Annotated in this window: 30 protein-coding genes; 11 read left to right on the top strand and 19 right to left on the bottom strand. The window is 67.9% G+C overall.

Annotated features, from left to right (window positions below; translation table 11 throughout):
- Positions 1–214: 214 nt before the first annotated feature.
- Positions 215–1063 (bottom strand): LLM class F420-dependent oxidoreductase, encoded by an 849-nt coding sequence (locus AC5Y6Y_RS18140; protein ID WP_473138669.1) that lies wholly within the window; start codon positions 1061–1063, stop codon positions 215–217.
- 39 nt (positions 1064–1102) lie between these two features.
- On the opposite strand from AC5Y6Y_RS18140, the gene AC5Y6Y_RS18135 reads away from it, so the two are divergent.
- The 3 genes from AC5Y6Y_RS18135 to AC5Y6Y_RS18125 all read left to right on the top strand — a co-directional run bounded on the left by AC5Y6Y_RS18135 (position 1103) and on the right by AC5Y6Y_RS18125 (position 2770).
- Positions 1103–1528: a hypothetical protein gene (locus AC5Y6Y_RS18135; RefSeq protein ID WP_473138668.1), complete on the top strand. Its 426-nt coding sequence runs from the start codon at positions 1103–1105 to the stop codon at positions 1526–1528.
- Positions 1528–2532, top strand: a complete 1005-nt coding sequence (locus tag AC5Y6Y_RS18130) for a PHP domain-containing protein (protein ID WP_473138667.1) — start codon at positions 1528–1530, stop codon at positions 2530–2532. The genes AC5Y6Y_RS18135 and AC5Y6Y_RS18130 overlap by 1 nt, the downstream gene beginning before the upstream one ends.
- A gap of 109 nt (positions 2533–2641) precedes the next feature.
- On the top strand, positions 2642–2770 hold the full coding sequence (locus AC5Y6Y_RS18125) for a hypothetical protein (protein WP_463826227.1): 129 nt from the start codon (positions 2642–2644) through the stop codon (positions 2768–2770).
- Between the two features lie 246 nt (positions 2771–3016).
- Here the strand turns inward: AC5Y6Y_RS18125 and dinB are convergent, their stop codons facing one another.
- The 10 genes from dinB to AC5Y6Y_RS18075 all read right to left on the bottom strand — a co-directional run bounded on the left by dinB (position 3017) and on the right by AC5Y6Y_RS18075 (position 9624).
- The gene (gene dinB, locus AC5Y6Y_RS18120; protein WP_473138666.1) at positions 3017–4216 is read right to left on the bottom strand and encodes a DNA polymerase IV; all 1200 of its coding nucleotides are present in this window, start codon (positions 4214–4216) and stop codon (positions 3017–3019) included.
- Between the two features lie 54 nt (positions 4217–4270).
- Complete coding sequence (locus AC5Y6Y_RS18115) at positions 4271–4918, bottom strand: TetR/AcrR family transcriptional regulator (protein ID WP_463826225.1); 648 nt, start codon at positions 4916–4918, stop codon at positions 4271–4273.
- An 82-nt stretch (positions 4919–5000) separates the two neighbouring features.
- Positions 5001–5495 (bottom strand): ribonuclease E activity regulator RraA, encoded by a 495-nt coding sequence (rraA, locus tag AC5Y6Y_RS18110; protein WP_463826224.1) that lies wholly within the window; start codon positions 5493–5495, stop codon positions 5001–5003.
- An 8-nt stretch (positions 5496–5503) separates the two neighbouring features.
- On the bottom strand, positions 5504–5932 hold the full coding sequence (locus AC5Y6Y_RS18105; protein ID WP_463826223.1) for an Rv3852 family protein: 429 nt from the start codon (positions 5930–5932) through the stop codon (positions 5504–5506).
- An 82-nt stretch (positions 5933–6014) separates the two neighbouring features.
- The gene (locus AC5Y6Y_RS18100; RefSeq protein ID WP_473138665.1) at positions 6015–6236 is read right to left on the bottom strand and encodes a hypothetical protein; all 222 of its coding nucleotides are present in this window, start codon (positions 6234–6236) and stop codon (positions 6015–6017) included.
- 17 nt (positions 6237–6253) lie between these two features.
- Positions 6254–6910 (bottom strand): DUF6474 family protein, encoded by a 657-nt coding sequence (locus tag AC5Y6Y_RS18095; RefSeq protein WP_463826221.1) that lies wholly within the window; start codon positions 6908–6910, stop codon positions 6254–6256.
- 100 nt (positions 6911–7010) lie between these two features.
- Entirely contained in the window at positions 7011–7409 is a 399-nt protein-coding gene (locus tag AC5Y6Y_RS18090) for a transcriptional regulator (protein ID WP_463826220.1), read from the bottom strand.
- Positions 7410–7970: 561 nt separating this feature from the next.
- Complete coding sequence (locus AC5Y6Y_RS18085; RefSeq protein WP_463826219.1) at positions 7971–8504, bottom strand: peptidase; 534 nt, start codon at positions 8502–8504, stop codon at positions 7971–7973.
- A 205-nt stretch (positions 8505–8709) separates the two neighbouring features.
- Positions 8710–9333, bottom strand: coding sequence for a superoxide dismutase (locus AC5Y6Y_RS18080; RefSeq protein WP_463826218.1), 624 nt, complete (start codon positions 9331–9333; stop codon positions 8710–8712).
- Positions 9334–9471: 138 nt separating this feature from the next.
- Positions 9472–9624 carry a hypothetical protein gene (locus AC5Y6Y_RS18075; protein WP_463826217.1) on the bottom strand — a complete coding sequence of 51 codons (153 nt, stop codon included), beginning with the start codon at positions 9622–9624 and terminating at the stop codon, positions 9472–9474.
- 386 nt (positions 9625–10010) lie between these two features.
- Between AC5Y6Y_RS18075 and AC5Y6Y_RS18070 the strand changes: the two genes are divergently transcribed.
- Together AC5Y6Y_RS18070 and AC5Y6Y_RS18065 are read left to right on the top strand one after the other, a co-directional pair.
- Entirely contained in the window at positions 10011–11042 is a 1032-nt protein-coding gene (locus AC5Y6Y_RS18070; protein WP_473138664.1) for a DUF4328 domain-containing protein, read from the top strand.
- A gap of 4 nt (positions 11043–11046) precedes the next feature.
- Positions 11047–11865, top strand: a complete 819-nt coding sequence (locus AC5Y6Y_RS18065) for a glycerophosphodiester phosphodiesterase (RefSeq protein ID WP_463826215.1) — start codon at positions 11047–11049, stop codon at positions 11863–11865.
- A 22-nt stretch (positions 11866–11887) separates the two neighbouring features.
- On the opposite strand, the gene AC5Y6Y_RS18060 is transcribed toward AC5Y6Y_RS18065, so the two are convergent.
- Entirely contained in the window at positions 11888–13012 is a 1125-nt protein-coding gene (locus AC5Y6Y_RS18060) for an LCP family protein (protein WP_473138663.1), read from the bottom strand.
- A gap of 50 nt (positions 13013–13062) precedes the next feature.
- Positions 13063–13848 (bottom strand): DUF2470 domain-containing protein, encoded by a 786-nt coding sequence (locus tag AC5Y6Y_RS18055; RefSeq protein ID WP_463826214.1) that lies wholly within the window; start codon positions 13846–13848, stop codon positions 13063–13065.
- A 98-nt stretch (positions 13849–13946) separates the two neighbouring features.
- On the opposite strand from AC5Y6Y_RS18055, the gene pheA reads away from it, so the two are divergent.
- Both pheA and AC5Y6Y_RS18045 read left to right on the top strand, forming a co-directional pair.
- Entirely contained in the window at positions 13947–14876 is a 930-nt protein-coding gene (gene pheA, locus AC5Y6Y_RS18050; protein WP_473138662.1) for a prephenate dehydratase, read from the top strand.
- Positions 14873–15583, top strand: coding sequence for a histidine phosphatase family protein (locus AC5Y6Y_RS18045; RefSeq protein WP_473138661.1), 711 nt, complete (start codon positions 14873–14875; stop codon positions 15581–15583). Before pheA ends, AC5Y6Y_RS18045 begins: the two co-directional genes overlap by 4 nt.
- Here AC5Y6Y_RS18045 and AC5Y6Y_RS18040 read toward each other — a convergent pair.
- From AC5Y6Y_RS18040 to AC5Y6Y_RS18030, 3 genes are all read right to left on the bottom strand, one after another.
- A complete protein-coding gene (locus AC5Y6Y_RS18040) occupies positions 15560–15772 on the bottom strand; it encodes a hypothetical protein (RefSeq protein ID WP_473138660.1) in 213 nt (70 codons plus the stop codon). The two genes, AC5Y6Y_RS18045 and AC5Y6Y_RS18040, sit on opposite strands and share 24 nt — an antisense overlap.
- Before the next feature lie 64 nt (positions 15773–15836).
- Positions 15837–16187, bottom strand: a complete 351-nt coding sequence (locus tag AC5Y6Y_RS18035) for a metallopeptidase family protein (RefSeq protein WP_463826210.1) — start codon at positions 16185–16187, stop codon at positions 15837–15839.
- A gap of 5 nt (positions 16188–16192) precedes the next feature.
- A complete protein-coding gene (locus AC5Y6Y_RS18030) occupies positions 16193–17584 on the bottom strand; it encodes a septum formation family protein (RefSeq protein WP_463826209.1) in 1392 nt (463 codons plus the stop codon).
- Positions 17585–17694: 110 nt separating this feature from the next.
- On the opposite strand from AC5Y6Y_RS18030, the gene serS reads away from it, so the two are divergent.
- On the top strand, positions 17695–18951 hold the full coding sequence (gene serS, locus AC5Y6Y_RS18025) for a serine--tRNA ligase (RefSeq protein ID WP_463826208.1): 1257 nt from the start codon (positions 17695–17697) through the stop codon (positions 18949–18951).
- 62 nt (positions 18952–19013) lie between these two features.
- Complete coding sequence (locus AC5Y6Y_RS18020) at positions 19014–20117, top strand: GGDEF domain-containing protein (protein ID WP_473138659.1); 1104 nt, start codon at positions 19014–19016, stop codon at positions 20115–20117.
- Here the strand turns inward: AC5Y6Y_RS18020 and AC5Y6Y_RS18015 are convergent.
- Positions 20114–20608 (bottom strand): DUF2834 domain-containing protein, encoded by a 495-nt coding sequence (locus tag AC5Y6Y_RS18015; RefSeq protein ID WP_473138658.1) that lies wholly within the window; start codon positions 20606–20608, stop codon positions 20114–20116. The genes AC5Y6Y_RS18020 and AC5Y6Y_RS18015 overlap by 4 nt on opposite strands.
- Before the next feature lie 69 nt (positions 20609–20677).
- Here AC5Y6Y_RS18015 and AC5Y6Y_RS18010 point away from each other — a divergent pair, with 69 nt between their 5' ends.
- Together AC5Y6Y_RS18010 and AC5Y6Y_RS18005 are read left to right on the top strand one after the other, a co-directional pair.
- Positions 20678–21310, top strand: a complete 633-nt coding sequence (locus AC5Y6Y_RS18010; protein WP_463826205.1) for a TetR/AcrR family transcriptional regulator — start codon at positions 20678–20680, stop codon at positions 21308–21310.
- A gap of 47 nt (positions 21311–21357) precedes the next feature.
- The gene (locus AC5Y6Y_RS18005; protein WP_473138657.1) at positions 21358–22926 is read left to right on the top strand and encodes a phytoene desaturase family protein; all 1569 of its coding nucleotides are present in this window, start codon (positions 21358–21360) and stop codon (positions 22924–22926) included.
- Here AC5Y6Y_RS18005 and AC5Y6Y_RS18000 read toward each other — a convergent pair.
- Positions 22923–23252, bottom strand: a complete 330-nt coding sequence (locus tag AC5Y6Y_RS18000; protein ID WP_463826425.1) for a hypothetical protein — start codon at positions 23250–23252, stop codon at positions 22923–22925. The two genes, AC5Y6Y_RS18005 and AC5Y6Y_RS18000, sit on opposite strands and share 4 nt — an antisense overlap.
- Before the next feature lie 5 nt (positions 23253–23257).
- On the bottom strand, positions 23258–24808 hold the full coding sequence (locus AC5Y6Y_RS17995) for a Rieske 2Fe-2S domain-containing protein (RefSeq protein WP_473138656.1): 1551 nt from the start codon (positions 24806–24808) through the stop codon (positions 23258–23260).
- Between the last annotated feature and the right edge of the window lie 3 nt (positions 24809–24811).

Genomic DNA, 24811 nt, shown 5'->3' with positions numbered 1-24811 from the left:
CACATTTCGGGTCGCCTTGAGCCCCTATCGCGTTAACCCGATCGCAGGAGTAGTTATCGTGCACATGAACCCAGTTCCCAGGTCAAAGATGGGTCGAATCGCGTGGTCGCTGTTTCGCCACCCCGTCAAGAGCCGCGAGTTTCCGGCGCGCAGTGAGCGGCTGGTGACTACCGAGGACCTGCTGCGCTTCGCTGTCTAGCCGCCGAGTGTTTGCTCAGCTCAGCAGCCCGGACTCCCGGATAGCTTGGGCGAGCGGCTCGATCACGGCGGGGTCGTGCGGCGGAGCGATGTAGACGATGCCGAGATCCAACCCCTCGGCACCCAGCGCGGCCGCCGTCTCGATCACCTGGTGGTAGTCGCGGTCGGACCCCAATCCCAGGTGCGCCGAGAGCGTGATTTCTGTCGGGTCCCGTCCGATGTCGGCACAGCGCGCATGCAGCACGTCGCGTTTGCGGGCGAACTCCTCGGCGGTGCCGCCGGCGAAGTTCCAGTGCTGCGCATAGCGCGCAGTGATCGGCAGGGTCCGCTTCTCTCCGCTGCCCCCGATGGCGATCGGCGGGTGCGGCCGCTGCGGTCCCTTCGGCTCGTTGCGGGCGTCCCTGAGTTGGTAGAACTTGCCGTCGAAGGTGGTCGTCTCCTGACTGAGCAGGCTGACCAGCACCTGGCAGGCCTCCTCGAACCGGTCGAAACGCTCTTTGAGACCGCCCAGTTCGATCCCGTACGCGCCCGACTCCTCTTCGTTCCAGCCGGCGCCGATACCCAACTCGAGCCGCCCACCGGAGATGACGTCGAGAGTGGCGGCCATGTTGGCCAGCACCGCGGGGTGGCGGTAGTGGATACCGGTGACCAGGGTGCCCAGCCGTAGCCGCGTGGTGGCCTGGGCCAGCGCCGTCAGCGTGGTCCACCCTTCCAGGCACGGACCGGTGGAGTCGGAGAAGATCGGATAGAAGTGGTCGAAGGTCCAGCCGGACTCGAAGACGTCGATGTCGTCGGCGGCCTGCCAGACAGCCAGCATGTCCGACCAGGTGGTGTTCTGCGGTGAGGTCTTGAAGGCGAATCGCATGAGTCCGAAGGTAGTCCGGCAACTAGACTCGTCCGAACGATGACCCTCGGACTCGACACCACACTCACCCTGCTAGCGGCGGGCCTGATCTTCCTGTTGGCACTGGGCCTCGGAGTGTGGAAGTACCAGCAGGTCATGGTGTCCGAAGAGCACCGCGCGCACCCGTACGTCGACATCGCGCACCGCGCGGCGCTGCTGTACAGCTTCGCCACGCTGTTGTTCGCGGTGTTCGTCGAACTCAGCGCGTGGCCGGCCTGGGTGAACCTTGCCGCGACCGGCGTGGCGGTGTTCTTCTTCGTGGCCGCCATAGCCAGCTACATCCTGCACGGCGCGCGACGCGACACGGAGAACCAGTTCGAGCCGCCCGTGCCGGGTACACGATTGGCGATGACCCTGCTGATCGTCGGGGAGATGGGCGGTTTCGCCGTGGTACTCGCCGGCTTTGTGGTGAAGCAACTGCTCTGATGGACCCGGTGGCCGCGCTGCGCGAGATCGCGTACTACAAGGACCGAAGCCGTCAGGATTCCCGACGGGTCATGGCCTACCGCAATGCCGCCGACATTCTGGAGAAGCTCGACGAGGCCACGCTGGAGCGCCACGGCCAGGACAACAGCTGGCAGTCGATCCCGGGAATCGGGCCCAAAACCGCCAAGGTGATCGCGCAGGCCTGGGCCGGCGATGTACCCGAACAACTCGTCGAATTGCGTTCTAGCGCAGAGGATCTCGGCGGTGGCGAGATACGTGCGGCGCTCCGGGGAGATCTGCATCTGCATTCGAACTGGTCGGACGGTTCCGCGCCGATCGAGGAGATGATGGCGGCCGCCGCGGCGCTGGGCCACGAATACTGTGCGCTGACCGATCATTCGCCGCGGCTGACGATCGCCAACGGGCTGTCCCCGGACCGGTTGCGTAAGCAGCTCGATGTGATCGACGAGCTGCGGGACCGGTTCGCGCCGATGCGAATCCTGACCGGCATCGAGGTCGACATCCTTGACGACGGCAGCCTGGACCAGGAGCCCGAATTGCTCGACCGCCTGGACATCGTGGTGGCCAGCGTGCACTCGAAGCTGTCCATGGATGCCGGCGCGATGACCCGGCGCATGGTGCGTGCCGTGTCCGACGGTCACGCCGACGTACTGGGCCACTGCACAGGGCGACTGGTCTCCGGCGGGCGCGGGATCCGGCCGGAATCGAAGTTCGACGCAGAGAAGGTGTTCACTGCCTGTCTCGAGCACGGCACCGCCGTTGAGATCAACTCGCGACCCGAACGGCGGGATCCACCGACGCGGCTGCTCGAGCTGGCCCGGGACATGGGCTGTGTGTTCAGCATCGACACCGACGCGCACGCACCCGGCCAGTTGGACTTCCTCGGCTACGGCGCGCAGCGGGCCTTGGACGCCGGTATCGACGCCGAGCGCATCGTCAACACCTGGCCAGTGGAACGATTACTGGAGTGGACTAGGTCCTGAAGCTGGTCCTCAGCATCGCCAATAGCCGTTCACGTGAGTCCCGTTCTTCTTCGTGTAACCGTTGACCCAGGTGCAACCGACTCCGGGTGCATTCGGCGGATTAGGCAGATTGACATCGGTCGGCGGCAATGGAACCGCGGGTGGCGTGGCGGCGGGTGACGGACTGGCCGATGTCGACGAGGACGGAGTGGACGACGGGGTGCGCGACGCCGCCGGACAATACTGCGACTGTGGATAGTCGACGCAAAGTTGCCGGTCCACATGCGTCCATTGACCCCCGGAGCAGAGCGAATACGTGCCGCCCGATGCCGGCGTGACCGCACCGTCCTGACAGTCGGCGTGGGCAGCCGGGACCGCGAACCACACCGCGACACTGCCGGCGAGAACCACGCCGACCTGAAGAATCGAAGTAATGCGCATGCCTGGCAACTTACCGGCGACGGGTGACATGGCCGGAACGAATACAAACGCCGGCGCCCGGCCGTCAATCCGGGAGGTGCGGCATTTCCAGCCCAGGGTCGCGGCCGACCAGCACCGCGCGGGTGAGTGCGGACCTGCCGTAGCGACGGTGGACTTCGTCCACCGCGGCATCGACTGACACAGAATGGCCGGCGAAGGGCAAGGCCAGCTGTTCGGTGCCGTTGCGGTCGATGCCCGAAACGGCGAAACCGATGAGCGTCAAACCCTTTTCGGCAATCAACGGATCCGCTGCCGTCACGAGTCGCCGCGCTGTGGCCAGGATCGGCTGCGTGGCGGCGGTAGCCCACGGCATGGTCTGGGACCGTGTCACCCGACCGAAGTCGTCGAACCGCAGTCGCAGCACCACCGTGCGTCCGGTGCGTCCGGCGGCGCGCATCCGGCCGGTGATCCGGTCGATCAGATTGACCACCACAGCATCGACCTCGGCGGGTGACATGGTGGCACCGGCGCGGCCCAGCGCGCGTTGGGCGCCGACCGATCGCCGCCGCACCCCGGTGTTCACCCGGCGGCGGTCGATGTTGCGGGACAGCGCGTAGAGCTGGCGGCCCATCGCGTGCCCGACCATGGACCCGAGCATCGATTCGCTGAGCTCGGACACTTGGGCCACCGTGGTGATGCCGTGCGCGCGCAGCTTGTCCGCGGTCACCGCGCCCACACCCCACAGTCGCCGCACCGGCAGCGGATGCAGGAAGGCCAGCTCCTGATCGGGTGCCACCAGGAGCAGCCCGTCCGGTTTGGCTTCCTGACTGGCCACCTTGGCCAGGAATTTGGTGCGCGCGATCCCGACGGTGATGGGCAGACCCACCCGCTCGCGCACATCGGCGCGCAGTCGCGCCGCGATCTGCACCGGGGTCCCACTGACCCGGCCGAGCCCGTGGACGTCGAGGAAGGCCTCGTCCACCGACAACGGCTCCACGATCGGGCTGCAATCGCCGAACACTCGGAACACGTCGTCGCTGGCCTGGGAGTAGGCGCGCATCCGCGGCGGCACCACCACGGCGTGTGGGCACAGCCGCCGGGCTTGCGCCCCGCCCATCGCGGTGCGCACTCCGTAGGCCTTGGCCTCATAGCTGGCGGCCAGCACCACGCCGCCCCCGACGATCACCGGGCGGCCCCGCAGTGCCGGGTCGTCGCGCTGCTCGACGGACGCATAGAACGAATCCAGGTCCGCATGCAGGATGGACGCCTCACACCGCACGAACATATGTTCGCACGGGGCACCGACAGGGTGGTGAGCCCGCGCGCCGGCGGAGCCGGGCTACCGGCGCTCGCCGTAGATACTGCTGACCCAGATGTGGACCAGCGTGTCCAGCACATTCTCTTCCGGCACCGACGGCGCCTCGGCGGCGAACGACGCGAACAATGTCCGCTCGTTCATCAGGTTGAGCGCGGTAGCCAGTTGGTCACTGGGCAGAGTTCGGGGCGCCGCTCCGCGATCGCGTTCGGCCTCGATGCCCAGCGCGGTGAAGGTGATCCACTTCTGCATGAACGTCGACCACAGTTCCCGGATCTCAGGACTGGTGTCGCGGGCGGCCATGCTGGCGCGCGTCACCGCTTTGTGCGCACCGAACGTCTCGAAGAACACGGCGACGCCGGTCCGCCACCGGTTGTCCCCGTCCTCGGCCAACTTGTCGGAGAGTCCCTGCAGCGCGGTATCGGCCTTCTTGACCACGCGGTCCAGCAGTGTCAGCAGGACAGCTTCTTTGGACGGGAAGTAGAAATAGAACGTCGGGCGGGAGATTCCGGCGCCTTTGGCCAGATCGTCGACAGAGATGTCCGCCAGCGACCTGCCCTTCAGCAGTCCCTCGGCGGTGGTCAGGATGGCCAGTTCGCGGTCGTCTCCCGAGGGTCGTGCACCGCGCCGGCCGCGGGGGAGCGCAGTCTTGGTGCCGGAGAAGGTCGCCACGCGGGCAGCTTACACCGCGTTGAGATAGTCGACAGCATGTCGACGCAGCGGATTCCGGCCGGCCGCACACCTGGCGACGGCCTCAACCCGGCAGCGGATGTTCTCCTGCTGCGACGACGACGATGCCGTCGTCGTCGCTGTAGGCCAGGTGACCTGGCGCGAAAGTCACCCCGCCCAACGTCACCTCGACATCGCGCTCACCGGTGCCGTTCTTGCTGCTCTTGCGGGGGTTGGTGCCCAGCGCTTTGATGCCGATGTCGATCCCGCGTAGCGCGGCGGAATCGCGCACTGCGCCGTTGACGATCAGCCCCGCCCAGCCGTTGGATCGGGCCAGCTCCGCGATCAGATCACCCACCAGCGCGGTATGCAGGGAACCGTCGCCGTCGACCACCAGCACCCCGCCCGCGCCCGGCTGCGACAGCACCGACTTCAACAGCGCGTTGTCCTGGAAGCAGCGCACGGTACTGATCGGACCGACGAACTGCGTCCGGCCACCGAACTGGCGGAATTGCAGGTCGCAGCTACGCACATCGGGACCGATGTCGTCCACCAGATCGGCCGTCGGCTGAAAGGACACGGGCGCTGTCAACGGCGGCGCAATTGGCGGACCAACAACAGCGCCAGCAGGCTCAGGGCGAGCGCCACCGCATACGGGACGGGCGACTGCAGCGAAGACGGTGCGGGCTCGTCGGCGGGCAGCGGGTTACGGGCCCGCTCGACAGTCGACTTTGCCTGCGCCGCAACATCTTTCGCAGCGGCCAGCTGTCCGTTGGTTTCGGCGTGCTGCGGCAGGTCCACGGGCGGCGCCGCCGGTGCCTCGACCGGTTCCGGCGCGGGTGCGATCTTCTTGGCGGCCGCCTTCTTGACCGGGGCTTTCTTGGCGGGCGCCTTCTTGGCGGGCGCCTTGGTGGCCTTGGCCGGTGCCTTCTTGGCGGGCGCCTTCTTGGCCGGCTGCTTCTTGGCCGGTGGCGTGGCGGCGGCTTCGCCCTCGGGTCGGTCCTGCGGATCTGCCATGCGGCCGCTCCTTTGCAGCATTTCGTTGCGTACGCGTACGGGGTCGCTCAGGGTCCCATCATGCCAGCCGGGCCGGGACCGGCTACGGCCTGCGCCGCGTCGCCCAGATGGCGGCGACGCCGACGGCCGCGACCGTCCCGGCCGCAAATGGCCAGATCGGCATGTCGGCGTCGGGGTCACGGGCGGACACCCAACTCGGGTCGGTAGCGGTGGCCGTGGTCAGAGCGGGCTGGGCCGCCGCACCGCCGGCCGTCAACATCGCGATGGCCGCCAGCACGGCGCACAGCAGACTCAGCCGCGACAATATCGACACCACCGGTGTCAGCCCAGCCCGAGACGGGCCAGGACGTCGGACTCGATGCCGTCGAGTTGCGAGGAGATGGCAGCGTGCGCAGCGCGGCGCCGCTGCGTCGGCATGTGCTCTGCGGCGGTGACTGCCGACGACAATTCGGCGAGCCGTTCACTGATCGCCGCGACGAACTGTTTGGTCTCCGGGTCTTTCGGCTTCTTAGCCTGCACGCTGCGCAGCGATTGCTCGGCGCCCGCGATGCGCGCCGACAACCGGGCACCGTGGCCGGAGAACTGCCCGATCTGCGCCAGCGGGACCCCGAGCCGGTCGGCACGCCGCTGATCGATCAACCCGCGGGCCGCGACGGCCGCGCGGTAGATCAGCGGCATTAATATCGGGGCCAGTAGGCGAGACACCGTCAACGTGCGGCGAATCCGGGTGGGCGACAACAGCTTGCCTTCGCGCACTGCCTTCAACTCGGTTTCGGCGACCTTCAACGCCGCCCGGTCGCTGTCCTTCTGGGCCTTCAGTTGGGCCTTGAACGCTTTGTCAGCGGACTTCTGGGCCGTCTTGATGCGGCGTCTTTCGTTCTTGGCCGCCAACCTGGCTTCCAGCTTGGCGCGGGCCTTGATGGCGCGGGCTTCGGCGCGACGTGTCGCGCGGCTCTTTCGCTTGCCGAACAGGCCCATTCCCGGCCGCCTCCCGCTATCTCTCGTGGGCTATCGCGTGTGCGCGCGAGCTCTGGGCCAACCCTAATCCGAGCAGGCTGCCGGCGGTCCGCCAGGTCAGCTAGGAGCCGAGGCCTTCGGCGCGGCGGAGCTCCTCGATCCGGTCCAGCACCTTTTGTTGAGCCTCCACCGGCAGGCCGTGCGCGCGAATCGCGATACGGCGAACACCGTCGTCCCGCACCGACGCGTAGAACTGCAACTCCTTATCGAGCTTTTCGTAGTAGTCGTCGTCGGTGAAGTAGGCCGGCTTGATGCGGAAGAAGTTGGCCAGCGCTGTCATGGTCGCGGACGACGGGTTCGTGCGGTTGCCGGAACGTAGCTGCGAGAGGTAGGGAGCCGACATCGTGATGCCCTCCGCCTTGAGCGCGGCGATCACCTCCGCGGAGGTGTGCGGCCCCCTGCCAGGTGGATACACCGTGTCGAACAGGCGGTTCAGGCGGGCAGCGAACGTCGTGCTCATCGATATGACCTCCACCGGGGCAATCGGACCAATCGGTTATCACTAGGTATTTGCTGATCATGGTAGCGACGTTGTCAGCCAACAACCAAGTGCAAACGTGGGCGTATTCGGAACCAGCACTCCGGGCGACCATGCAGGACACCCCCGACGAGCATCCAAACGATTGGGTCAGGTGTCCATGAATTGACCGGATTTCACAGGTTATCCGCAGAATACACGCTCAGAACGGGCGCAGCGCTGCCGTCCGCGCGCGCGCGAAGTACAGCGCGATCAGTCCTGCAGCGACGCGCCCCGCCGATCTCGGGCAACCAGCGGCCGGCGCGAACGTTTCGGCTGATCACTTTGCTGCCCGGTGCCGCGCAGGGGCGTGGGGCGCCCGGTACACACCTGCTGGCAGGGCCGCGGGACGCCGCGGCAAGACCACCGGTGCGGTCCGCGCCCGGGCCTCGACGCACCGGACCCGGGTGGTCGGCGTGCGCGTCTGTTCGGGGAACCGCCGGGACGGGTGCGGTCAGCGCCGCAGAGTTTGCGCCGCGGTCCCGCGACGCCGGGGCCGCGCCGTCAGGCGGCGAGCAGCATGGCCAGGATGGCGGTGTCCGGGTGGCTGATCGGGTCGACCCCGACCCGGCTCACCATCGAGGTGACGGTGCCGTCGGCCTCCGCCTCGACCCATGCCGCCCGGTGTTCCAACCCCAGGTAAGGCAGCCCGGGCAGCAGCACACAGCCGGACGCGGCGCCTTTGCACTCCGGCAACGACGGCATGGTCTCCGAGGGCGGGTGCAACATCAGCAGGGCGGGCGGCTGGTGTTCCGCGAAATAGCCCGGCTGGATGGCCTTGTCGCCGAAAACCGTACCCTCGGCCAGGACCAAGCCGACGGTGCCCGGTTCGGGTTCGTCGGGCAATTCTTCGCGTGCGCCGAAAACGGTTGTGGTGGACAGCAACCCGGGCAATGACGCGACCCGGACCGCGACCATCAGCAGCTGCGCCCATTCCTTGGTGGAATCGGGCCATCGCCCTGAGATCACGAACCCCTTCAGGTCGCCACGAGAATGAAAGGGGGCAACCCCGATAGGTGAACCGGACCCAGCGTCCATCTTGTCCTCCGAACCGCCTCCACCCGAAGTAACCACGTTGGTAGCTCGAAAAATCGCAACAGCACCGCAGCTGAAATGTAGCTCGAATATCCAAGGATGCGCGGGGTTTTGACGCCGTGCAACTCGACACGGCGCGCAACTGCGCAGCCGCAACGACAAGGGCGCCGCGCGTTGCCGCGCGACGCCCTGCCGTGGTGTCAGCCGATCAGGGGAAGATCAGCCCCGAACTCTTCGAGGTGGCAGCGGCGTACCGGTCCTGAACGTCGGCCCAGTTCACGACGTTCCAGAACGCCTTGACGTAGTCCGCTTTGACGTTCTTGTACTGCAGGTAGAACGCGTGCTCCCACATATCGACCTGCAGCAGCGGGATGATGCCGAGCGGCACGTTGGCCTGCTGGTCGTACAACTGGAAGGTCAGCAGCCGGCCACCCAGAGTGTCGTAGCCCAGCACCGCCCAGCCGGATCCCTGCAGACCGTTGGCTGCTGCACTGAACTGGGCGCGGAACTTGTCGAACGATCCGAACTGGTCGTCGATGGCCGCGGCGAGGTCACCGGTCGGCTTGTCACCGCCGTTGGGGGACAGGTTCTTCCACCAGATGGAGTGGTTGACGTGACCGCCCAGGTGGAAGGCGAGGTTCTTCTCGTTCAGGAAGATCGCGGAGTGGTCGTCCTTGGCGCGGGCCTCCTCGAGCTTGGCGACCGCGTCATTGAGACCTTTGACGTATGTGGCGTGGTGCTTGCTGTGGTGGATCTCGTTGATCTGACCCGAGATGTGCGGTTCCAGTGCTGCGTAGTCCCAGTCCAAGTCGGGCAGGGTGTATTCAGCCACGGCATTCCTTCCTCGATGAGCGACTCATCTGACGTGTAGTTCGCGCGATCCCGCCGCGCGGCGGCCTCACCCATTCAACCCTGCTCCAAGACTGCGGATGCCGCAAGGATGCCCGAACGGTTTCTGCGGATCCCGGGCTCAGGACAGCGCGATCAGCGCCAAGATGCTGAGCAGCGCCAGCGCGATCAAACCGGCACGCAGGGCAGCGACGACGTAGGCGTGATTCCACACGGGTGACCCCGAGTACGAACTCGACTGGGTAGAGCCCGGGCCGAACGAATGTGTCGCCATCGAACGCCTTCCAAACTGCATGTTCACCTCGCGTTGCCGGAACCGTCAGTGAGGTGAGTCACAATCATTGTCGCGCTCGCGATCATACGCCACGCGCACAGGTAGCAAAACCTACGCGAATGCGAAGAGGCACGTTTGGACCGTCGCGCATCCGGGTACCAGTACTCGTCGGTGTATTCGCTCTGACCACTTCCGGGCCTGTCTATCGCGCCCGTTGTTATCGCAATGTTATCCACAGTCACGGCCAATGCTGGCCGATAGAAGCGCCCGCTGCCGGTCCGCCCAGCTGGGGATAAACCTGTGGAAACTGTGGATAGCCATTTTTAGCTGTGGCCTGCGTCACTCACCGGGCGGCGACCCCGCAGCCCCCCGGTTACGCTGGTGCGGTGATTCAGGTGTGCTCCCAGTGCGGCACCCGGTGGAACGTGCGCGAACGCCAGCGCATGTGGTGCCCCCGTTGTCGAGGTGCCCTGATGGCGCCGCTGCCGGACGCGGCAGCCGCGGATTCCGGGTGGCGTCCGCCGGTCGCACCGCAGCTGCCCGCCGCTCCCGTCGCGCCGCGCACTCCACCCCGCCTCCCACCCGGTTTCCGCTGGATAGCGGTGCGTCCGGGCGCCGCGCCCCCGATGCGCAGGGGCCGCCGCCCGCTCGGTCCCACCCCGCGCTATACCGCGGTTCCCCGTTGGGGCCTGACCGACCGGGTGCCGCAGCTGGTCCCGGCTACGTCCGAGGCCCCGGCCAAGGCGGGCCCGAAGGCGGACGTGGTGCGCGTGGTCATGTTCGCCACGCAACTGGTGCTCGCCGGCGCGGCGCTGATGTACGCGGTGCGCTACGGGTTGCTGATCTACAACCGCAACGCGCTGCTCAACTCCCTGGTGGCCGGTGCCGCGGACTGGCTGGGCATCGCCGCCAGCGTGGCCGCCCTGGTCGCGCTGTCGGGCTGCTTCGCGGTGCTGGTCCGCTGGCTGATCGCCCGCCGGGCTGCGGCGTTCGCCCACCACGGGTTGACCGAGCACCGCTCGCCGCGCCGGATCTGGGCCGGCTGCCTGCTGCCGTTCGCCAACCTGGTGCTGGCGCCGGTGTACGTCATCGAACTCGCCCTGGTCGAGGATCACTACGACCGGGTGCGCAAGCCGCTCACCTTCTGGTGGCTGGCCTGGGTCGTCAGTTACGCCGTCTCGGTGTTCACCATCGCGACATCGCTCTCCAGCGACGCCCAGGGCATCGCGAACAACAACATCATGGTGGTGGTCGGCTACCTCGTCGCGGCGATCACGGTGGCCGCGGTGGCGCGGGTGTTCGAAGGTTTCGAGCGCAAGCCGGTCGAGCGACCGATCCACCGCTGGCTGATCGTCGAACCCGATCCGCCGCACCAGCCCGCAGCGGTCGAGCCAGAGGGACAGGAACCGGCGGCATAAGCGCATGACGCGGGCGGATGAGGTCCTCGCCGGGCACCCCTTCGTGGTGGCCCACCGCGGTGCATCATTTGTCCGTCCGGAGCACACGCTGGCCGCTTACGATCAGGCCCTCAGAGAGGGCGCCGACGGCGTGGAATGCGACGTGCGGCTGACCCGCGACGGTCACCTGGTCTGCGTGCACGACCGCCGTCTGGACCGCACCTCCTCGGGGGAGGGCCCGGTGAGTACTGCGACGCTGGCCGAAATGCGCGAGCTCGACTACGGCGCCTGGCACGACAGCTGGCGCTCGGACGGCGCGCACGGCGACACCAGCCTGCTGACCCTGGACGCGCTGGTGGGGCTGGTGCTGGACTGGCACCGGCCGGTGAAGATCTTCATCGAGACCAAGCATCCGGTGCGCTACGGCTCGCTGGTGGAGAGCAAGCTGCTGGCGCTGCTGCACCGCTTCGGCATCGCCGCCCCAGCCTCCGCGGACCGGTCCCGGGCGGTGGTGATGTCGTTCTCTGCCGCCGCGGTGTGGCGGATCCGGCGCGCCGCACCGATGTTGCCGACGGTGCTACTGGGCAAGACGGGTCGCTACCTGACGAGCAGCGCGGCCACCGCGGTGGGTGCGACGGCGGTCGGACCGTCGCTGGCGGCGTTGCGCGACTACCCCCAGCTGGTCGACCGGTCGGCCGCGCAAGGCCGCTCGGTGTATTGCTGGACCGTCGACGAGCGTGCCGACGTCGAGTTCTGCCGGGAGGTCGGGGTGGCCTGGATCGCCACCAACCATCCCGGGCGCACCAAGGCGTGGCTGGACACCGCGGCCGACAACGGCGGCTGAACCGCGGTTCGGCCGGACGGATTCACGGCTGCGGGTCCAGCGCGGACGTCGGCACCGGTGCATCGGTGGACAGCGCGTCGAACAGGGCGCGGGCCGCGTCGCGATTCCACACCACCACCGAGCCGGCACCGCTGTCGCTGAACTCGCCGATCGGCACGGTCGTGGCCGTGGTGCGGCCGTGCAGCGCCCAGCCGAGTCGGGCCAGGTCCCAGGCGTGGTCGCCGCGGTCCACCGTCAGGGCGGCGGCTGCGGCGCGCGGCACCGAGTACCAGCGCCAGGGGTTGAGCCACACCGCCGGGCTACCGGCGCGTTGCAGCACCGCGGACATGAACTGCCGTTGATGGACCATTCGATCCAGATCCGCCCGCGGGGTGGCCCGGGACCGCACGTAGCCCAGCGCGCTGCGGCCGTGCAGTTGTTGGCACCCGGCCGGCAGGTCCAGGCCGGCCAGTGGATCGCTGATCGGCTCGGCGGGGCACACAGTCACGCCACCGAGCGCGTCGACCAGTTCGGCGAATCCGCCGAAACCCACTTCCGCGTAGTGGTCGAGGCGCAGGCCGGTGGCCTGTTCGACCGTCTGCGCCAGCAACGCCGCACCGCCCATCGCGAATGCGGCATTGATCTTGTCGCGGCCGTGGCCGGGAATCGGCACATAGGAATCGCGCGGGATGGAGATCAGCGTGGCCGGACTCCCGGACCCGAAGCCGGGGAGGTGGACCAGCATGATCGTGTCGGTGCGGCCGGAGCCCACGTCGCCTCCGGTGGCGAGGTCCTGCTGCTGTTCGGCGGTCAGGTCCTGGCGGCTGTCGGAGCCGACGAGCAACCAGTTGGTGCCGCGGCCGGGAGTCGGCCGCTCCTGGTAGTCGACCAGCACGGTCGCGCGGTGCACTGCGGAGTCGAACCAGAGGGTCAGGCCCAGCACACCGGCAACCACCAGCAGCGACACGATCAGCAGGACCAGCGCCAGCGTCCGGAACCAGCGGCGTCCGGATGTGCGGCGTGGTCGCGGGGGGCTGGGCGCGGCCGGCGGGGGCCGTCGCGGCGCGGCCGGCGGGGGCGGCGTCACCGCGGGCGGCAGGGGTCGGCGGCGCAACACCGGGGCAGCTTCCGGCTGAATCGGTCGCTGCGCTGGTCGATCCCCGTTCACCCGGGACAACTTACGGGGCGGGCACCCGCGGGGGTAGCGAACCGGCGGCGTTATTGGCGCGCGCGCAACCCGTTGACGAACGGACAGCCCATCAGGACGCGGATTGCCTGGCTGAGACCGCTCATGTCGTCCACCGGCTTGTGAAACGGCAACCGGATGTCGCGGTCCCCGTCGGTGCCTTCGACGCGGAACCGTACGCCGTAACGGTCCAGTCCCAGCGGACGGACATGTCCGCGCCGCAATGGCGCCGGTAGCCGCGACACCAGCCGCGCGACGACGTCGTTGTGGGCGGTGGCCAGATGCCACAGCAGCGTGGACTCGATCTCGCAGAACGGGTCGGGGCGTGCCGTCAGCAGATCGGCGACGCTCACGGGCTCGGCGCCGGTCGCGTCGGTGACCACCACCGAATCGATCTCCAGGCGCAGCAGGGTGTAGCTGACATCGTCCGCACTGGGCGGAGCGGATTTCGGCGTCTGGACCTGCAGCAGCGCGGGGTTCGGATTTTCGGTGGCGATCAGGTCCAACAGTTTGGCCACCGCGCCGGGGGGGATCCGGTGCAGCCGGCCACGCACCCAGACCAGCGACCGGACCGGCTCCCGCACCGGCAACGGCGCGTAGTCGGTCAGTTCCAGCAGTGCCTGCGACCCGGACTCCACCTGGCATTCCGGCATGCTGCTGGGAACTGCGACGGCGAACGTGCCGTCGTACAGCAGGTGGTGCATGGGCGTGGACACCGGATCGGCATCCTCGACCGCCAACAGCGCGCCCCCGGCCCGGACGCAGGCGCTGCGAATGCGCTCTGCCGTGGTGGGCGTAGGGTGTGTGACCGGTAGCACAGTTACCTCCGTAGTTTTAGGTAAGCCTAAGGTAACTTAGGGTCGGGTAACTCGCAAGAGTCGGTGACCCACGCCGACGCGCCGTTAGGGTTGTCTCTGTGGCCCGCATCGCTTACCTCGGACCGGAAGGAACTTTCACCGAGGCTGCGCTGCTCCGAATCGCCGACACCGGGTTGATCCCCGGGTCTGACAGGGCAACGAGGCTGCCGGTCGAGAGCACCCCGGCCGCGCTGGACGCGGTGCGCGACGGCACCGCCGACTATGCGTGCGCCCCGATCGAGAACTCGATCGACGGATCCCTGGCGCCCACCCTGGACAGCCTGGCCATTGGATCGCCGCTGCAGATCTTCGCCGAGACCACGCTGGAGGTGGCCTTCTCCATCGTGGTCCGGCCGGGCCTCGACGCGGCCGACGTCCGGACGTTGGCGGCGTTCCCGGTCGCCGCGGCGCAGGTGCGGCGATGGCTCACCGCGCAGCTGCCCGGCGTCGACCAGCGACCCGCGTATTCGAACGCTGACGCCGCCCGGCAGGTGGCCGAAGGCCGGGTCGACGCCGCGGTGACCTCACCGCTGGCTGCCGCGCACTGGTCACTGCCGACCCTGGCGGACGGGGTGGTCGACGAGTCCGGTGCGCGCACCCGGTTCGTGCTGATCGGACCGCCGGGGCCGCCGCCGGCCCGTACCGGGGCCGACCGGACGTCGGTGGTGTTGCGGGTGCAGAACGCGCCGGGCGCCCTGCTGATGGCGCTGACCGAGTTCGGGATTCGCGGCATCGACCTGACCCGCATCGAATCCCGGCCCACCCGTACCGGGCTGGGCACCTACATGTTCTTCGTCGACTGTGTGGGTCACCTCGAAGACGACGCCGTCGCCGAGGCACTCAAGGCGCTGCACCGCCGTTGTGCTGATGTGCGCTATCTGGGTTCCTGGCCGACGGGCCAGCCTGCGGGGGTGCTGCCACCGGTGTCGGACGAGGCGTCGCGCTGGCTCGCGCGATTGCGCGCCGGCCGAGGCGAGGGAGCACCATGAGTGGCCGGCTGGTGTTGGTGCGCCACGGCCAGTCCTTCGGCAATGTCGAGCGCCGGCTGGACACGCTGCCCCCGGGGGCGGCGTTGACCCCGCTGGGCCGCGACCAGGCGCGCGCATTCGCGCGCAGCGGCTGGGCCGCGCGGCGCCCCCCGGCCATCCTGGCGCACTCGGTCGCCGTCCGGGCGTCGGAAACAGCCGCGGTGATCGGTGCTGAACTCGACCTGGCCACGCTCGAGCTGACCGGCATCCACGAGGTACAGGTCGGCGAACTGGAGAATCGCAGCGACGACGAGGCGATCGCCGAATTCAACGCCACCTACCGGCGCTGGCACCGGGGCGAGCTGAACGTGGCGCTGCCCGGCGGCGAGACCGCCCACGACGTGCTGGACCGGTATGTGCCGGTGCTCACCGATCTGCGAATGCGTTATCTGGACGACGACGCCTGGGACGGCGACATCGTGGTGGTCAGCCACGGCGCGGCGATCCGGCTGGCCGCGGCTGTGCTGGCCGGCGTGGACGGCTCGTTCGTGCTGGACAATCCGCTCAACAACGCCGAGTCGGTGGTATTGACTCCGATCACCGACGGGCGGTGGAGCTGTGTTCAGTGGGGTGTGAGCACCCCGCCGTTCTACCCGGAGACGCCGGACACGCCCGTCGGGCAGGCCTGCCAGGCCAGTACCGCGTCAGGCCCCGATCCAATGGGCTGATCTGCCGACATCGTCGGCCTGCGCGCAGGCGCAGCCGACCGCATCGCAGTCGACCACGAAGGCGTGCGTGAACAACTCGGGTATCGCACAGTCGTTCTCGGTGCATTCCGAGCGGGCCAGTGAGTGGACGATCAAGGTGCCGTGGCAGTGGTCCAAGCCTGCCCGGCAGTCGCGGCAGCCAGCGGTCATACGTCGTTCATAACACCGGGTGCCGACAAACGTCGGACACCCCGCCGAATCAACGGCCAGAAAGTCAAGCCCAGCCCAGCTCGTCGAGCCGGTCGTCATCGATCCCGAAGTGGTGGGCGATCTCGTGGATCACCGTGATCGCGACCTGGTCGACCACGTCGTCGTCGGATTCGCAGACGTCCAGCAGCGCGTCGCGGTAGATCGTGATGGTGTCCGGCAGCGCACCGGCGTAGTCCGAATCCCGCTCGGTCAGCGCCACCCCTTCATAGAGGCCGAGCAAGTCGTCGTCGTCGGGATGGCGGTCGGCGACCAGGACGACGACGTTGTCCATCGCCGCCGTCAGCTCGGCGGGAATCAGGTCGAGGGCGTCGGAGACCAGTTCGTCGAATCGCTGCGGGTCCATCCGGACGGCCACGTCGGTCAGCTCGGGGGCGGCTCGGCGGGCGCCGGACCGTCGGGTGCCGGGGCCGGCGGCGGTCCGCCTCCGTCCACCGGCGGGGGAGCCTGGGCCGGCGGAGCCTGGGTGGCCGGTGAGGAGGGGGCCCGGGTGGGCGTCACCACGGGCTGCTGGTTGGGCAGGTGCTGATTGCCCGGCGGGGCGGTGGGTGCCTGCTGTTGTTGCGTGGGTGCCGACGACGGTTGGCTGGGCACCTGCACGGGGATCTGCGGGAGGGTGAGTCGCTCCTGCGGGATGTCGGGTGGCGGCACCGGTTGCTGGCCGTTGATCAGCAGCGGGCCCTTGGCGCTGTTGAGCAGCGTCGCCCAGCCGCCGTTGCCCAGCGTGGCGCCGATGCTGCAGGCGACCTCGCGGCTGCCGGCCGCCCAGCTGGGCAACGACACGGTCGGATAGATCAGGGTCAACGTGGTGGTGCGCAACTTGACCGGCGCCAGGTAGGCGTCGGTCATCCGGGTGCAGGTGTCCTTGATGAACCCGTCCTGGTCGGCCTCGGCGGGAAACGCGTCGGGGAACCTCTCGGCGAGGTTCACGGTGCCGGTGACTTCCATGGCATGCGGCGCCGTGCAGTCGACCGGAACGTCGACCGGTTGGTTAGTGGCCGAGTCGATGCCCACACAGGTGCCAGCGGGCCAGACCTTGGACTGGTCGATGTCGGCGACCTTGCCCTTGAACGCGACCTGCAGGTTGTTCGGGCCGGGCAATTGCAGTCCACACAGCATGCGGCGTTCGCCCGCCTGACGCCAGGCCCGGTCACCCGACCACAGCATGCTCACGGTGAACTTGCTGTTCGGGTCGAACTTGGGGCCCAGGTAGCGGCGCACCGCCGGCTCGCACTGCTCGGTGTTGATCTGCTGGATCCGCGCCGGGGACGGGGGAGCGGCGCTGGGCCCGTATTCCGATCCGGGGAAGGTGCGCAGGTCCACGGCTTCGGCGACCTCGAAACGGTGGTCCTGGGCGCAGCTGACGATGGACGCGGATTCCGGAGTGCCGTCCGGCCAGTTCAGGCAGTCGCCACTGTCGGCCCGGCTGAACGCCCCGTTGCTCTTGGAGCCGGTGCTGGGGGCGGGATCGCTGTTGAGGTAACCGGCGAGGCGTCCCCCGCTGCCCACCGACGGAAGTACGGTCACCAGTCCGGCGATCAGCAGGGCGCCCAGCGCGGTGAGCAGCAGGGCCCGCCGGGTCGCGGTCGCCTGCAAGCCGCGCGGCCAGCGGAAGCCCCTGGACGACTCCGGCGACTCGCTGGCGGGTGCCGCTTCCTCGGAGTCCTCGACGGCCACCGGTTCGTCGGCCGGCGACTCCTCGAGCCCGTCGGCGGGTGGCGGTTGTTTCTTTCGCAGATCGAGCATCGGCTCCATTCTGACAGGACCGCGCTGGGACTGTTACCGATGTTGCAGATGTGAGACCCGGGGCGAACTGCGACGATCTGCTGCGACCGCGGTGTGCCGGCAAAAGTAGTCTTGCGGCCGTGATCGACCTGAAGCTGCTCCGGGAAGACCCTGACGTCGTGCGCCGTTCCCAACTCAGCCGGGGTGAAGACCCCGCGCTGGTGGACGCTCTGGCGAATGCCGACGCGGCCCGCCGGGCGGCGATCTCGACCGCGGACGCGTTGCGCGCCGAACAGAAGCTCGCCAGCAAATCGGTGGGCAAGGCGTCACCGGAGGAACGCCCCGCCTTCTTGCAGCGTGCCAAGGAGATCGCCGAGCAGGTCAAGGCCGCCGAGGCGGACCAGGTCGCGGCCGAGGCGGCGTTCACCGCGGCCCACATGGCCATCTCGAATGTCGTCATCGACGGTGTCCCGGCCGGTGGCGAGGCCGACTTCGCCGTCCTCGACGTCGTCGGCGAAACCCCGGCGTTGGACAGCCCCAGGGATCATCTGGAACTCGGCGAGTCGTTGGGCCTGATCGACATGCAACGCGGCGCCAAGGTCGCCGGGTCCAGGTTCTACTTTTTGACCGGTCGCGGGGCGCTGCTGCAACTGGGTCTGCTGCAACTCGCACTGCGGGTGGCGGTGGAGAACGGCTTCATCCCGATGATCCCGCCAGTGCTGGTTCGTCCGGAGGTGATGAGCGGCACCGGATTCCTGGGTGCCCACGCCGACGAGGTGTACCGGCTCGAAGCCGACGACCTCTACCTGGTGGGGACCTCGGAGGTGCCGCTGGCCGGGTACCACGCCGGCGAGATCCTCGACCTGAGCGCCGGTCCGTTGCGCTATGCGGGGTGGTCGTCGTGTTTCCGTCGGGAGGCAGGCAGCTACGGCAAGGACACCCGCGGCATCATCCGGGTACATCAGTTCGACAAGGTCGAAGGCTTCGTCTATTGCCGGCCCGAGGAGGCCGAGGCCGAGCACCAGCGCCTGCTGGGCTGGCAGCGCGAGATGCTGGCGCACATCGAGGTGCCGTACCGGGTGATCGACGTGGCCGCCGGCGACCTGGGCTCCTCGGCCGCGCGCAAGTTCGACTGCGAGGCGTGGGTACCGACCCAGGGCACCTACCGCGAACTGACGTCGACGTCCAACTGCACCACCTTTCAGGCGCGGCGGTTGGCGACTCGGTACCGGGACGCGAACGGCAAACCCCAGGTGGCCGCCACCCTCAATGGCACGTTGGGCACCACCCGGTGGTTGGTTGCGGTGCTGGAGAACCACCAGCAGCCGGACGGCAGCGTGCGGGTGCCGGCGGCGCTGGTGCCCTACGTCGGGGTCGAGCTGCTGGAGCCTGCCTAAACTGCGCAAACCCCTCAGCTAGCTGCGGATATGTCGTTATGATCCGCGGGGAGGTGAGCGGCATGGGCTGGTTGACTGCGTGGTGGCGGCAGCCGGATCACTACGACCAGCTCGGACTCCTTCTGCAGGTGCGCGGGATGGCTGGCCGTACCCGGGCCGCGATCGCGGCGATCGGATTGGCGCTGGTCGCCGCGATTTTCGTGACCTTCTTCAGCACGACTGGACCGCGCGGGCCAGTTCAGACAACCTGTGCGCTGGTCGCGGCCGCCGCCGCCGCCACGGGGGCGCTGCTCTGGGTGTGGCGATGGCCTACCCGCACCCAGGCGGTGTGTTTCACCTTGGTGGCCAATGCCAGTATCGCGCTGGCCGTGCTGGCCCAGAGCGAGCCCCTCGGCGCCATGCTGGCCTGCACCACCTTCGTCACGATGGCCGGCTACATCGCGCTGTTCCATGCAGCGCCGCTGATGGTCTACAACTTCGTGGTCGCCGCTGCCACCGGGATCGTCGAGGCGTGGCTGATGGTCCCGATCTACGGCGTTGTCTCGGCTGCGGGCGCGTTCTCGTTGGTGATCATGCTCAACCTCGGGGTGCCGTTCGGCATCCAGGCCGTCGCGCATGTGCTCGGCATCGATGCGATGCGGGCCGAGCACGACCAGCTCACCGGGCTGTTGAATCGCCGCGCTTTTCATCGGCGCACCCGGCGACACTTGGAAGGGGGCCGTCCGTTGCCCGGCCAGCTGGTGATCACGGTGATCGATCTGGATCGCTTCAAACAGCTCAACGATCGGTTCGGGCACAGTACCGGCGACGCCGCACTGGTCGCGGTGGCACATGCGTTGCGGGCGCACACCGACGACACCGCCGTCATCGCACGGGTGGGCGGTGAAGAATTTGTCATCGCCGATATCTGGCGGCCGGCCGAAGTGGACCGGCGAGCGCAGCGGTTGTGCGACGCCATCGCCGCGCTGCCCTTCGGCATCACCGCCAGCCTCGGTACGGCTGCGGTCGACACCGCACGGCGGGTACCCGCCGCCCTGGACATTCCGGCCCGGATCAACGAGCTGATCTGTGCGGCCGACGCCGCCATGTATGTCGCGAAACGCCGTGGGGGTAATCAGATCTGTCACCACGGCACCCAATACCGCAGCGACGAACTCAGTGCCTAGACCGCTACTTTTTCCGCGGCGCGCTGGTGGCGGTGCTGGCGCTCGATGGTGGCGAAGTAGAACGCGAAGGCGAACGCGAAGCTGGTGAACAGGCTGCTGACGAAATACAACCACGGCCGCTTGAGGCCGCGCCGGTAACCGTCGATGATCGAAAACAGCGGCAGCAGAATGACATTGGCGATCGTGTAGTCCTGCCCGGCCGAACCCGCGGCGGGGTTGACGAACATCAACTGGATGTACTGGGTCCAGCTGCCGGGACCCCAGAGGGGGTTGTGCACTCCGGTGATCCCGTGCGGGGCGTAACCCTGGACGAAGCGGAAGTTGAAGTACCAGCCCAGCGCGATCGAGGCGATACCGACGACGTAGTACACGATTTCGAGGGGCGAGAAGGACGGCCCGGCGGCCGGTCTGGCGTAGACCGCAGGATTCGATCTGACGATCCACCAGATGACGGCGATACCGAGGACAGCGTGGGCGAGGAGCGACACCATGGGCGCAGTCTCACCCCGCCGTCAAAGTTTTGTCAATATTGACAGAACCAATTCAGGTATCTTGCTCAAATGGTGAGACCCGCGCAGACGGTGCGCAGCGAGCGCACCCGCGAAGCGTTGCGCCAGGCCGCAATGGTGCGTTTCCTGGCCCAGGGCGTGCAGGACACCTCCGCCGAACAGATCGCCGCGGACGCCGGTGTCTCGCTACGCACCTTCTACCGACATTTCAGTTCCAAGCACGACCTGCTGTTCGCCGACTACACCGGCCTGAACTGGTTCCGCTCGGCCCTGGACGCCCGGCCCGTCGACGAACCCGTCATCGACTCCGTGCAGGCAGCCATCTTCGCGTTCCCTTACGACGTGGAAGCGGTGACCAAAATCGCCGCGCTGCGCGGTGGCGAGATCGACCCCGGCCGCATCGTGCGCCACATCCGCGAGGTCCAGGCCGACTTCGCCGACGCCATCCAGGTGCAGCTACAGCGCCGCAGCCGAGCCGCCGACCAGCCGCGTGATTTTCAACTGCGGACCACCGTGACCGCCCGCTGCATCGCCGCCGCGGTGTTCGGCGCGATGGAAGCCTGGATGGTCGGGGACGACCGGTCGCTCGGCGAACTCGCCAGGATGAGCCAACTGGCGCTGGCGACGGTGCGCGCCGGCCTCGACGACACCTGGGCGTCCTGGTTACCGTCTGTTTCGTCATAATTGACAAAACTTTGTCCGCGTGACAGCCTCCGGTGCGGGAGGTCGCCATGTCTGACACGGGTAGTGACTACGACGCGATCGTGATCGGCGCCGGGCATAACGGGCTGACAGCGGCGGTGCTGCTGCAGCGGGCCGGGCTGCGGACGGTCTGCCTGGACGGCAAGCTCTACGCCGGCGGGATGGCCGCCACCGTGGAACTGTTCGACGGGTATCAGTTCGAGATCGCCGGTTCGGTGCAGTTCCCCACCTCGGCGCAGGTGATCAGCGAACTGGGGCTGGATGCCCTCCCGACCGTCGACCTGGAAGTCATGTCGGTCGCGCTGCGTGGCATCGGCGACGATCCGCTGGTCCAGTATTCCGACCCGATGAAGATGTTCGCCCACCTCAACGAGGTGCACGGCGCCGACGCCGTCGCCGGGATGGGGGGACTGCTGATGTGGGCCCAGGCGCCGACGCGGGCGCTGGGCCGGTTCGAGGCGGGCACCCTGCCCAAGACCTTCGACGAGATGTATGCCTGCGCCACAAACGAATTCGAGCGGTCCGCGATCGACGACATGTTGTTCGGTTCGGTGACCGAGGTGCTGGACCGTTACTTCCCGGATCGCGAAAAGCACGGCGCGATCAGGGGTTCGATGACCATGCTGGCGGTCAACACCCTGTATCGCGGCCCGTCCACCCCGGGCAGCGCCGCCGCGCTGGCCTTCGGGCTCGGCATCCCCGAGGGCGACTTCGTGCAGATGAAGAAGCTGCGTGGCGGCATCGGCGCGCTCACCGCGCATCTGACCCACGTGCTGGAGGCGGCCGGCGGTGAAGTGCGGTTGCGGACCAAGGTCACCGAGATCCTCATCGCAGCCGGCCGGGTGACCGGCGTGCGCACCGAGTCCGGCGATACGCTGTCCGCCCCGATCGTCGTCTCGGCCATCGCACCCGACGCCACGGTCAACGACCTGATCGACCCCGCACTGCTGCCCGCCGACATCCGGGACCGGTATGCGCGCATCGACCACCGGGGCAGTTATCTGCAGATGCACTTCGCGCTGGACGAGGCGCCACAGTTCGCGACGCCGTACGAGGCGCTCAACGACCCGAGCCTGCAGGCATCGATCGGCATCTTCTGTACGCCGGAAGAGGTTCAGCAGCAATGGGAGGACTGCCGTCGCGGGATCGTGCCGGCCGATCCCACGCTGGTGCTGCAGATACCGTCGGTGCACGATCCCGACCTGGCGCCGGACGGCAAGCACGCGGCGTCGGCGTTCGCGCTGTGGTTCCCGATCGAGGGCGGCGTCGATTACGGGCAGGCCAAGGTCGAGATGGGGCAGCGAGTGATCGACAAGATCACCCGGCTGGCGCCCAATTTCGAACGCAGCATCATCCGGCACACCACCTTCACGCCCAGGCACATGGGAGTGATGTTCTCCGCACCCGGCGGCGACTACTGTCACGGGCTGCTGCACTCGGATCAGGTGGGGCAGAACCGGCCCGGACCCAGAGGATTCATCGGGCAACCCATTCCGGTCGAGGGGCTGTACCTGGGTAGCGCCGGCTGCCACGGCGGACCGGGCATCACCTTCACCCCCGGCTACAACGCCGGTCGGGCAGCCCTGGCCGATCGCTAGCCGCGAGCGTTCAGCAGTTCCTCGAAGCAGGCCAGGAACTCCTCAGGACGCGCCGGGGTGAAAGCCGGCTTCGAGCCCGGTATGTCCAGCGTGATCAACACCGACTTCAGCGGCCGGTACAGATCCAACGGCAACCAGCGGCGAAAGTCCGGACTGCCCCACACGTTGAAGCGCACCGTGAACAGGCCCAGCGACTCGACCTTGTAGGACCGGATCTGGTCGAGGCTGATCACCTTGGCGGTGCCGGACGGAAAATGGTAGCGGCGCAACGCGATCGCCATTTCGTCCAGTTGCACCACGCCGTCGTCGTAGCACAGGTCCGCCATCGTGCTCATGCCGGAGAACTCCTCAGCTCGTGACCGCGCGTGGTCAGACAACGACCGTCGTCCAGCCGCCACTGCCACCCGTGCAGGTTGCAGGTCAGCGTATTGCCTTCTATCACACCGAATTTGGACAAGTCTGCCTTCAGGTGCGGGCAGCGGCGCTGAAACTCCCAGCCGTCCACGGTGATCGAAGCGGAGTCGTCATGCGACTCGGCGAACCAGCCGTCGGCGTAGGCGATCCGCTCCTCGGTCAGGCACTTGAAGAACGTGTACAGGTATTCGTTGTAGCCGCCGACCCGCCAGGCCCGGAACCGGGTGGACAAAAAGATGGTGTTCACCCAGTCGGGTTCGTTGTCGCGCAGCACGGTGCGTACCAGTTCGGGCGCGATGGCAAAGCCGTAGCGCACCTTCTCGTCGGGAATGCGTTCTCGCACCGCACGTTTCGGGAAATCCAGCACCACGGTCTCGGGGCCGATCACCAGCTCCACCGGATAGCCGATACCGTCGCAGATCTCGTTGCTGGCCAACATGATCGGTTCGAACAGCGCCCGTAGCGGCTCCAGCAGTGGCTCACCCGTCGGCGGCGCCCAGGTGGCCTTCTCGGCGGCCAGCACCGGCGCCATGCGCTCGGCGAAGTCGGCGATGTAGGCCGCCTTGCCGGTGGTGAAGATCGCCTCGACCTGCTCGGTGGGCAGCGGATGAGTCAGCGAATCGAGGGTCGCGCCGGTGAAATCCGCGACCGACCCGGGCATCATCAACAGACCACCGTCGTGCCCGTGGCGGCGCATCTGGTCCAGGAACACCATCTGATCCGGGAAGATGTTGGCCGGATCGTCGCGGTCGTCGTTGAGGTGACGCAGTTCCGGATCCAGGAAGCATGGCGGGCCGGCCGACGGCACCACCCAGGTCGCTCCCACCTGGGCGATGTACTGGCGCGCCCGGTCCATCTGCCGCTGCCGCTTCTGGGTGCCGAACGCCTCCTTAGCGCGCGCCGGCATGTCGTAGACCATCGGGTACCAGATCGCGCCGGAATACTGCAGCAGGTGCACGTCGATGTCGCCGAAGTCAGCGGCCAGCACGTCCAGATCGACCGGGCGTGCGTCGTTCATGTTGAACACGGTGGTGTCGCCGTCGGAGACCACCAGTGCCGAGTCGCCGATCGGACCGTCGGCGGGGGCCCGCAGGGCGATGATCATGATGTCGAGGTCACCCTTGGGCCCGGACAATCGGTGTTGCACGGAGTCGGTGGTCTCGAAGAACCGGCGGAAGCCCAGCTTCTCCAACTCGTTGCGCAGGTCCGGCACCGGGAAGTCGGGCAGCAACACCACCGCGTCCTTGTTGACGTGGGCGGTCAGCAGCTTGGCGTCGAAGTGGTCTTTGTGCAGGTGCGACACGTACAGGTAGTCGCAGTCGCCGAGGGCGTCCCAGTCCAGCCCGCTGTTGTCCGGGAACGGCACCCACGACGCGAAGTACGCCGGGTTGACCCACGGGTCGCACAGAATGCTGCCCGCGCGGGTCTGGATCCGAAAGCCGGCGTGGCCGACGCTTGTGACCTGCACAGA

The sequence above is a fragment of the Mycobacterium sp. NGS24 genome (assembly GCF_059813065.1).
The sequence above is the reverse complement of the archived record's forward strand: the minus strand, read 5'-3'. Positions and strand labels throughout refer to the sequence as shown.